Origin of the sequence: uncultured Mucilaginibacter sp. (assembly GCF_937859865.1) — a bacterium.
Lineage (GTDB): Bacteria > Bacteroidota > Bacteroidia > Sphingobacteriales > Sphingobacteriaceae > Mucilaginibacter_A.
Genome location: NZ_CALMAT010000085.1, coordinates 1 through 10,147, shown reverse-complemented (window position 1 = coordinate 10,147; position 10,147 = coordinate 1). Strand labels below are relative to the sequence as shown.

Here is a 10,147-nt window from a genome sequence, read left to right as displayed (position 1 = left end):
AAAGCGGTATTGTAATGGAAGTTTATACCGAAGAACCCGGCCTGCAATTTTACAGCGGCAATTTTATGCACAGTAAAAACAGTATGAAATACGGGAAAAAAGACGATTACCGTACTGCTTTTGCCATGGAAACCCAGCATTTTCCGGATTCGCCCAACCAGCCGCAGTTCCCTACAACCGTTTTAAAACCCGGGCAAACGTATAAAACCCAAAGCTGCTACAAGTTTCTGTCGAAATAAACAAAGCACAAACCGCCAAACAATTTGAATATGGAACAGGCAATATCAGGCTTAAATCTAATCAGAAGATATTGCCTGTTCTTCTTATTAACCATCTTCTTTTTTCAGGCAAAAGCGCAAGTTTTTCCTGTTGACCGAAAAGGGTTCAACCAAAATTCAGGCGTAAAAATAGTATCTGACCAAAATGGATTTACAGTTACCTGGCCGACAGGAAACACGGGCAACGGACGCTTACTGTTGAACATGCAAAGCGGTAAACCATTGTTCAGTAGTATTCAGCTTGGCAAAGAAGGTTCTTATCATACGATTATTGAAAATACAGATCCTGAATTTATCCTGACCAAAGGCAAACGCGACCTGATTTCGCAAAACGGCTGGAATATTTTTTTTGACAGAGTGCCTTTAAAACCACACCAATCTTATAAAATCAGTTTTAACAAGAAGTCGGCAAGTGTAAACACTTCCGGATCGCGCACCGTAATCAGTATTAATAACCTTGAAGCGCCAAACTTTAAAGGGAAATTAGAAATCACTCTGTACAACGGGCAGCCGCTTTTTAATGTTGCGGCAGTCATCTCTACCCAAATTGATTCTACAGCGATATTGTATGATGCAGGTTTGGTTAGTAAACAGCAGTCTGTAAAAAATATTTCCTGGAGCAATGTTTACGATAAAATGCAGGTAAATAATCTAAATCCTGCAGATACTGCAAAAAACATAGCTGTTAAATATCGAACTATTATTGGCGAAAACCCTTCCGGCAGTATTGCCGTTTTCCCTGCGCCGCACCAGTATTTTTATCCTTTGGATGAAGCTTTTAACCTGAAGTTTGTGTGGTACGGCAATAATTACCGCAAGCTGCTGCCGGGCTTTGGTTTTGGCATCCGGCAGGATTTGTACGGAGATAACCGCTATGTGCCCTGGTTTAATTCGCCGCCGGGAACACAACAACGGTTAAACTTTTTCTGCTTGTTAAGTACGGGCAATCCAACGGCTTTGTTGGCCGATGTAAAGAAATACACGCACAACGACAGCTACAAACCATTGGCGGGATATAAAACCATGTCGAGCCATTTTCACAATGAATTTATTTCGAAAGTGGTGCTTGCCGGCAAACCTGTTCCGGATACGCCTTCTTTTCTAAAAGTATTTAAAAATTTAGGGGTGAATATCGTACACCTGGCCGAATTTCACGGAACCGGCCATCCCCGCGGACCTGACGAACAGCGTTTGTTAGAATTAAAAACCTTGTTTGAGCAATGCAAACGCTTGTCATCGGCAAATTTTTTGTTGCTGCCGGGAGAAGAACCTAACGAATTTTTTGGCGGCCATTGGCTGGAGTTTTTTCCGAAACCCGTTTACTGGATCATGTCGAGAAAAGCAGGTACGCCTTTTACAACCACCGATCAGGAACACGGGAAAATTTATCACATTGGCAGTAAAGAGGATATGTTTGCTTTATTAAAAGCCGAAAACGGTTTAGCTTGGACGGCACATGCACGGACAAAAGGTTCAACAGGGTTTCCGGATGCTTATAAAGAGGAAGCCTTTTACAAATCCGACCGCTTTTTGGGCGCGGCCTGGAAAGCTTTGCCTGCTGATCTGTCTCAACCCAAATTAGGCAAGCGCGTGCTCGATTTGATGGACGATATGAACAATTGGGGGCTGCACAAAAAAGTACTTGCCGAATCAGATCTTTTCTCTATCGAACCGGAAAATGAAATGTATGCCCACGTAAACGTAAATTATCTGCAAATGGACAAGTTGCCTGCTTTTAACAACGGCTGGCAACCAATATTGGATGTACTGCAAAACGGAAAGTTCTTTTCCTCTACGGGAGAAGTGCTGATACCGGAATTTACCGTTAACAATTCGCCTTCCGGAGACACCATCCAATTGCCAGCAAACGGCAATTGCAACATTACTTTTAAAGTTGACTGGACATTCCCTTTAAACTTTGCTGAAATTATTTCCGGAGATGGCATCAAAGTTTACCGGCAGCAGTTGGATTTGAAGGACACCAAAGCGTTTGGAAACCATACTTTTCATCTCACTACCCAAATGAAAAACAGAAAATGGTTACGTTTAGAAGTTTGGGACGCGGCAGCCAACGGCGCTTTTACACAAACGGTTTGGATAAAATAGTAATTCCGGTTAATTGATTGCTCTGATTTTTAATACTTCTTCTACCACATAAAAATTGGTATTACATAAAAAGCATCTACACCAATTTTTACCCGATAAAAGAAGCATTCTGTTTTTAGGAACCTATTTCACTTTCCGCTTATTTCCTTGGTAATCGGTAATAAAAATAGCTTCCGCATCTTTATCCAACTCCATTTTTCGGGAAGATTGGGACAGATAGGTCGAGCCGTAATAAAACTCCACATGCTTTTTCCGATTGTTTTTATAGATTAAATCAGCGTAAAAATCAGTCGGTTTGAGGTTGATCCAAACTGCTGGCGTTTTCTCTTGAACCTTCGAACTAAAAACCTTTAAGCTGTCCTGGTTTTGGGAGGCAATATACAGGTCATTGCCTTTTGCACGATGAACTACGGCCAAACCTTTTGCATCGCCATCCACAAAAAACCCGCTCCCCGTTACCGGTTTACTGCTGAAACCGCCTTTGCCGTTGCCTTTTAGGTACAAGCCCATAAATGCATCGTGCCTGCCGGTAAAAGGCTCCATGCCGTAATCATTTCCTACCATCAGCAAATCCAGGAAGCCGTCCTGATCTATATCCCGGGCAACCATGCCATAAACCGGGGCCATTTGTGCTGCAATAGGCATTGCGCTGATCGAGAACTTGCCATTGCCCATGTTTTCGATAAAGCTGGTGTTCATATCGGTTGCTTTTAAAACAACGGCATTTTCTTTGTCTTGCTTGCTCCACAAATCGTCCATGGTTGCGCGGCCAAAGCCTTTATAAGTAGGGAATTTTTTTCGGGTGGAAATCACTTGACTGATCAAATCATCACGTGTATGCATCGGAAACGGTTTTTGTGTGCCGTCTTCTGCTTTCATGTAGCAAAAAATCATGGCATCGTATGAACCGTTGTTGTCCACATCTTTTGCCAAAATGGTCATCGGTTCGGCAAATGTGGCTTTGTAATTGGAGTTTTGGCCCAAGTTCCCGGCTACGTAATCCATTTTGCCATCATTGTTAAAATCGCCGGCCACCAAACTATTCCACCAGCCAACATGCTGTTCCACACCAGAATTGTTGACTTTGGTAAAACCACGCCCGTTGTTTCTATAAAAAGTAATGGGCATCCATTCTCCTGCAACAACCAAATCCACCAAGCCATCATTATCAAAATCAGACCATAATGCATCGGTGATCATGCCTGCATGTTCTAGTTCAGGGCAAAGTTTTTTGGTTACATCTACAAACTTTCCGCCTTCGTTACGCAACAAATGACTTACCGGCGAGGCAGGATAAGCACCGGAAACCGAACGCCCGCCAACAAAAAGGTCTAAATCGCCGTCTTTGTCAAAATCAGCGGCACGAACACAAGAACCGTTATCATATTCTATCGGAACGGCGGCAAAATTCCGTTCAAACTGCCCTTTTCCGTTATTGATGTACAAGCGGTCTTGCGCCGAAGAATGCCCTTTAGGGAACTCGTAACTGCCGCTTACTACATACATATCCAAGAAACCATCGTTGTTGGCATCAAATAAAATTGCGCCCATGTCTTCTTCCTCTTTAAAATCTTCGTGGAGGAAACGTTTGGTATCCGCAGTAAACCTGCCGTTTTTATCCTGCATAAAAAACGTGCCCTTGTTTCCGGCCGAGCCGCCGATGTAAAAATCATCATAACCGTTGTTATCAATATCGCCCACAGCGATACAAGGGCCGTACTGGCTCAATTTGTGCGGCAAAGTAGGCTGGATGTTGTAATCAATGGCATCCTTTTCTTCGTGTTTGTAGTTGATGCCTGCCTGCTTGGTTACCGATTGAAAAAGCGGAGCTTCTTTAATAGAGATACCCGGCGAAAGATTGCCACTACTGTTTTTATAGGCTAAATTTATGGTTTGATCAGTTTTAATGTTGGTTAGCAACTGGGTTTTCCCATCCGGCCATCTGATCCTTAAAGAATCAACCGTAGTTGCATCGCCCAAACCAAAATGTGCTTTTGCATCATCGGTAGAAAGATAACCGCGGCAAGGCTGCTGGTCATAAAATTGTTGTTTCCCCTGGTAATAAATTCGGATAGATGCACCAATACCTCCTGTATTTTTACTGTTTCCTGTTAAACCAACACTTAAATAATGATGGCCTTTGGCCACTTGTTTTTTGTTGTTCAGCGTGTTTTCATAGATAAAAGCAGGTTCATCAATGTTGTTGACCACCAGGTCGAGGTCGCCGTCGTTGTCCAAATCAGCATAAACGCCGCCGGTTGAAAATGCAGGTTTTGTAATCCCCCAGTTGGCAGATTGGTTTTTAAACGTATAACCGCCTGCATTTTTAAAAGCATAACTTACTGTTTTTACCACCGGAAAAGAATCGGCACTGGCCAGCGACGTATTTTCTTTGGGCGACCGGCCCTGGCTATTGCTGTAAAGTGCGTGGTCCAGATCGGTTACATCCCTGGGATAACCGTTCGTGATCACCATATCCCGGTAACCATCGTTGTCAAAATCTGCAACAAGTGGTGTCCAGCTCCAGTCGGTTTGATACATGCCGGCCAGGTAAGCAACCTCGCTAAACTGCGTATGGCCGGAAGGCGTTTTGCCCTGGTTTAATTGCAGCACGTTGCGGATATACTGATGCTCGTAATTGTATTTTTTATTGTCAATGTAAGTGATGTAGTTATCGCCCATCAGCATGGTTTTCTTTCGCAGGTTTTCTTCAGGCAGCATTTCTAAAGAAACCAGGTCGGGCAGGCCGTCATTGTTGATATCAACCATATCTGAACCCATTACCGACCAGCCCGTATGTTTAAAATATTCGCCTGCGCGGTTGGTAAAAGTTCCGTTTTTGTTGTTGATGTACAATAAATCGTTGGAAATAAAATCATTGCCCACATAAATATCCGGCCAGCCATCGTTGTTTACATCGGTGATCGAAACCGAGTTGCCAAAGCCTTCCATCAATATCCCGGCTTCCTTGGTTACGTTGGTAAAAGTGCCATTGCCATTGTTTTTGTACAAACGGTCGTTGTTAACGGCGCTTCCATCAGCTACTTTTGGCCGGTAAGCCACAGGCGTTCCCTTATCTAATACATTCGTCAGCACATATAAATCCAGCAAGCCGTCGTGGTTGTAATCAAAAAAGATACCCTGCGTGCTATAGCCGTTGTCATCAATGCCGTAAGCATGGGCAGATTCCTTAAAAGTTGGGATACCATCCTTGTTCAGCTTTTGGTTGATGTACAATAAATTTCGGCGCTGGTTGGGGTCTTTGTTAAAAGAAGCACAAACATAAATATCCGGCCAGCCATCGGCATTGATATCAACCACAGAAACGCCGGTACACCAACGGCCTTCGCCGCCAACTGCTGCTGCATCGGTAATATCCTGAAATTTTAAACCGCCTTTGTTCAGGTATATTTTGTTGGAAACCTGATTCCCGGCAAAATACACGTCCGGCAAACCATCGTGGTTAAAATCGCCAATGCCCACGCCCGCGCCGTTGTACAAATAAGGATGGTTTAAAATGTTCAAGCTATCGCTTTCGGTGATGGTATTTTTAAATTCAACACCGGTTTCGGATGCGGGAAGCAGTTTAAAAAGTGTGTTGGAGTTATCTTTTTTAGAGCAGGAAGCACACGCAAAAGCAATCAGTATCGTGAGCAGTTTTGCGTGCCGAAAGGAGTTATATAACATGTTCTGTCCAGGTACTTTCTATAGTAAAATCTGCGTGATGGCAGCAGGTAATTAATCAAGGTTTATAGCGGTGAAATTACCATTTTTTTGTGCTTTATTGTCCGAAAAAATTGTAAAAATCAAACTGTTTTAAAACCTGTTTAAATTTGTTCATGGTTGATCGGCATGCTTCTTTTAGGCAGGTAAATTTGGTGTTGAGAGGAAAGGAGCTTATCAAAAAAAGGAGGAAGGGCCACTGATTTTTAGGTGGTAAAAGAAGCATCTGAAAAAATTTGGATCAGCTTTGTTTCTTCAAATCCTATCAAAACTTCATCAAATTGTATCGCTTGATATGGATAAATGTTAAATATATTTTATTAACCATTAAATTTGACCTTTGCCAATTTGCCGGACATCAAAACCTGAACTGATTTCTTTCTGCTTTTATATGCGTAAGTTGTTCTATGTTTCTTTAATTTCTTTGTTGCTGACCGCGTGTTCTGCGCACCGAAACGACTGGAAAAAATCAACCGAAAACGCGGATTACATCCATCGTTCTATCCAGGAAGTTACCGATGTGATGCTGTACGATATTTATTCGCCACCGGTGGCCAGCCGTATTTATGCTTACATCAGCGTGGCCGGATACGAAGCGGCAGTCAACGGCAACAGCAAATATATTTCGCTTTTGGGGCAGTTGCACGGTTTGGATTCTTTGCCAAAACCTGATCCGCATAAAAAATACAGCTTTAACCTGGCCGCTTCCCATGCTATTTTAACCGTTGGGAAAACGCTGGTAACTTCGGAAGGGCGGATTGAAGATTTTCATACCAAATTAATGCAGGAATTTAAAGATGCAGGCATGCCAGACGAGGTGTATGAAAATTCCATCACTTACGGTAAACAAGTGGCCGACAAAATTTTGGCCTGGGCAGCAAAAGACAAATACAAACAAACGCGGTCTTTATCTAAATACGATGTTTTAAGTGATGACGTTTCCTGGAAACCAACCCCGCCTGCTTATATGAAAGCTGTTGAACCAAACTGGGGCAAATTGCGGCCTTTTATCATAGATTCGGCACAGCAGTTTAAGCCTTTGCCTGCCCCGGCTTTTTCATCAAAACCTGCAAGTTCTTTTTATAAACTGGCCTTGGCGGTACATGATGCAAACGTTCATCTAACCGAAGAGCAAAAGGACATTGCAAATTTTTGGGATTGCAATCCGTTTAGGGTAAATACTAACGGGCATACGATGTTTGCGGTCAAAAAAATCTCGCCGGGTGGCCATTGGATCAATATTGCGCATTTAGCCTGCAAAAAAGCAAAAGCAGATTATGTGAAGACAGCCGAAACTTATGCCTGTTTGGCGGTTGTTATTGCAGATGGTTTTATCAGTTGCTGGGACGAAAAATACAGGAGCAAGGTCATCCGGCCGGAAACTTATATCAACCAATATATTGATCAGGCCTGGATGCCACTACTGCAAACGCCGCCTTTTCCCGAATATACCAGCGGGCACAGTGTTGTTTCTGTCGCCTCCGCCAAAATGCTGACCAAGCTTTTTGGGGATAATTTTAGCTTTGCGGATTCTACGGAAGTACGGTTTGATATTCCGGTCCGCACGTTTAAATCCTTTAACCAAGCTGCCAAAGAAGCAGCCATCAGCCGTTTTTACGGCGGCATCCATTACATCCCTTCCATTGAAAACGGGATGGACGAAGGCGGTAAAATTGCAGAATTTGCGATGCGGAAGTTAAAAACGAGAAGGTAAAATGGGAAAGCGGCGAGCTTGTATTTTAAATTTATTGGATTAATAGGCGATGCTTCTTTTATCGGCATAAATTTGGTAAGCCAGAAATCAAGAAACTTAACTACCAAAAAACATTGCGCCTAAATTATGTTATGATTTTTAGGTGGTAAAAGAAGCATCCAAAAACAAACTGAACATATTCTAAAAACAGATAAATAATCAATTACAACGATGAACAAAAGCAAGTTAAAACAAACTTTGACCAACCTTAAAAAGCTGCTCATCGTGATGGTGGTTATCGGCGCAGCCAAAAACGCTGCTGCCCAACAGCCTTTGCGGGTAGTGGTAGCCGGTTTAAACCACGACCATGTGCATGGAATTTTAAGCCAATATGGCAAAGGCAAAGTAGATATTGTTGGAATAGCCGAACCAAACAAGCAGTTGTGGCAAAAATTTGGTAAAATTTATCATCTGCCCGAATCCTTGTTTGCCAGCGACCTGAAACAATTGGTGGTACAGAAAAAACCGGATGCCGTGTTGGGCTACAATGCCGTAGGCAAGCACTTGGAGGTGGTTGAAATATGTGCGCCATTAGGGATTCCGGTGATGGTAGAAAAACCATTGGCCGCAACTTTGGCGCAGGCAAAACAGATCGAAGCATTGGCCAATAAATACCACATCAAAGTGTTGACCAATTTTGAAACCACCTGGTATCCTTCTTATGCCGATGTTTACAATACGGTTGAAAAAGACAGTATTGGCCGGATCAGAAAAATGGTTGTGCACGATGGGCACCAGGGCCCGAAAGAAATTGGCTGCAGCCCGGAGTTTTTAAGTTGGCTGACAGACCCGGTATTAAATGGTGCCGGTGCCTTAAATGATTTTGGTTGTTACGGTGCAGATTTGATGACCTGGCTGATGAAAGGGCGAAAACCTATCGCCGTTACGGCGGTTGCGCGGCACTACAAACCTGCTGTTTATCCTAAAGTGGAGGACGATGCAACGATTATTGTAGAATATCCAGAAGCAACCGGCCTGATCGAAGCTTCCTGGAACTGGCCTTTTTCGATCAAAGATTTAGAGGTTTTTGGGGAAACAGGCTACTTGCATGCCTTCAATAATGAGGATATCACCAGCCGGATGCGGGAAAATATCAAAGGCTCAAAAAAAGCAGGTCCGTTAGCTGAACAGATAGCATCTCCAATTGCTTATCTCACGGCTGTCCTTCGAAATAAGCTTCCGGGAACCGATGATTTGTCATCTTTAAAATACAACATGATCGTGATGGAAATACTGGATGCAGCCAAGCGTTCGGCAGCAACCAGCAAAAGAGTGGTTTTATAAGATTTATTGCTGTTGGTTGGCCAAGATTTATTATTTGCCGGGAATTGAAAACGATGCTTCTTTTATCGAGTAAAATTTAATGTTTGAATTTTACACGATAAAAGAAGCATCGAAAGCCCACTAATTTTTACCTGATAAAAGAAGCATCGAAAATAAAAGGAACAAAGTTTTTATGAAGCAGATTTAAACATGCTCCATGCCGTAATGCTTCAAAATGTCTTCCGGCACGCCCGTCCACCGGTTTGGCGAATTGCCAACATAGCCAATATCTTTGATGCCTATTTTACTGGTATAAAACCCGGAAGCGGTAAGGTCGCGCATCCGGTTAAAAAATATTACGCCCGGTTTCATTTCCGGTTTAGCCTTTAGCGGATAGGCTATTTCGGTAACCATTTCTATTTGCTGTTGCGGCGTGCAATCTGTAAAAGTACGGTTATAGCGGTTCATACATTGCAGGTCAAGCCAGCGCAGGCCGCCACGCATTGGCGTTTGATGTTCAGGGATATCTTTTACGATAAACTCTATAAAATCCGGCACTTTGGCATCCGATGCACTTCCCGAATGCGCATCTTTAGGGATAATGATATCGCCCAAAACCGTTATCGTTGCCATTTCTTGCTTGGTAAAAAATGTTTCGGCCTTTAACTTTTTGTCCCGGTCTATTTCGTAAGGCTGTCGGCCTGCTTCGTCTCCAGCCGGGGTTGCCGCAACTTCTGCTGTTTTGTTTGTATCCTGTTTACAGGCATCCAGTAATACGGCTGTTGAAAGGGTGGCTAAGCCTAATGCTTTTAAAGAATCGCGTCTGTTCATCTTAATATTTTTAAAAAAGCGGTTAAACGTTTAATTTTTTTCTTTGCTCCAAAATGTATTCGCTGGTGCGCATAGACAGGGCCAAAATTGTCCAGGTAGCGTTTTTATCGCCTTGCTGCACAAAAGGGGAAGCATCCACCACAAACAGGTTTTTACAATCATGCGCCTGGCACCATTTGTTTAAGGCTGATTT

6 protein-coding genes and 1 pseudogene are annotated in these 10,147 nt (G+C 43.1%); 4 read left to right on the top strand and 3 right to left on the bottom strand.

The genetic code is table 11. From position 1 onward, the window contains the following. Both Q0192_RS09165 and Q0192_RS09160 read left to right on the top strand, forming a co-directional pair. Positions 1-239: pseudogene (locus Q0192_RS09165) on the top strand (galactose-1-epimerase); the annotation flags it as partial. A 30-nt stretch (positions 240-269) separates the two neighbouring features. After that, the gene (locus Q0192_RS09160; RefSeq protein WP_299289181.1) at positions 270-2,384 is read left to right on the top strand and encodes a hypothetical protein; all 2,115 of its coding nucleotides are present in this window, start codon (positions 270-272) and stop codon (positions 2,382-2,384) included. Between the two features lie 123 nt (positions 2,385-2,507). Here the strand turns inward: Q0192_RS09160 and Q0192_RS09155 are convergent, their stop codons facing one another. Beyond that, on the bottom strand, positions 2,508-6,071 hold the full coding sequence (locus tag Q0192_RS09155) for a VCBS repeat-containing protein (RefSeq protein WP_299289180.1): 3,564 nt from the start codon (positions 6,069-6,071) through the stop codon (positions 2,508-2,510). Positions 6,072-6,498: 427 nt separating this feature from the next. Between Q0192_RS09155 and Q0192_RS09150 the strand changes: the two genes are divergently transcribed. Continuing rightward, a complete protein-coding gene (locus Q0192_RS09150) occupies positions 6,499-7,821 on the top strand; it encodes a vanadium-dependent haloperoxidase (RefSeq protein WP_299289179.1) in 1,323 nt (440 codons plus the stop codon). A 210-nt stretch (positions 7,822-8,031) separates the two neighbouring features. Further along, positions 8,032-9,144, top strand: coding sequence for a Gfo/Idh/MocA family oxidoreductase (locus Q0192_RS09145; RefSeq protein WP_299289178.1), 1,113 nt, complete (start codon positions 8,032-8,034; stop codon positions 9,142-9,144). Between the two features lie 183 nt (positions 9,145-9,327). Here the strand turns inward: Q0192_RS09145 and Q0192_RS09140 are convergent, their stop codons facing one another. Beyond that, positions 9,328-9,954 carry a gluconate 2-dehydrogenase subunit 3 family protein gene (locus Q0192_RS09140; protein ID WP_299289177.1) on the bottom strand — a complete coding sequence of 209 codons (627 nt, stop codon included), beginning with the start codon at positions 9,952-9,954 and terminating at the stop codon, positions 9,328-9,330. Between the two features lie 22 nt (positions 9,955-9,976). After that, a partial coding sequence (locus Q0192_RS09135; RefSeq protein ID WP_299289182.1) for a GMC oxidoreductase occupies positions 9,977-10,147 on the bottom strand: 171 nt, incomplete at its 5' end.

What these genes read in the sequence shown, in the direction of transcription:
- Q0192_RS09160 (WP_299289181.1), top strand. Translation starts at nt 270, where the DNA reads ATGGAACAGGCAATATCAGGCTTAAATCTAATCAGAAGATATTGCCTG.
- Q0192_RS09155 (WP_299289180.1), bottom strand. Translation starts at nt 6,071, where the DNA reads ATGTTATATAACTCCTTTCGGCACGCAAAACTGCTCACGATACTGATT.
- Q0192_RS09150 (WP_299289179.1), top strand. Translation starts at nt 6,499, where the DNA reads ATGCGTAAGTTGTTCTATGTTTCTTTAATTTCTTTGTTGCTGACCGCG.
- Q0192_RS09145 (WP_299289178.1), top strand. Translation starts at nt 8,032, where the DNA reads ATGAACAAAAGCAAGTTAAAACAAACTTTGACCAACCTTAAAAAGCTG.
- Q0192_RS09140 (WP_299289177.1), bottom strand. Translation starts at nt 9,954, where the DNA reads ATGAACAGACGCGATTCTTTAAAAGCATTAGGCTTAGCCACCCTTTCA.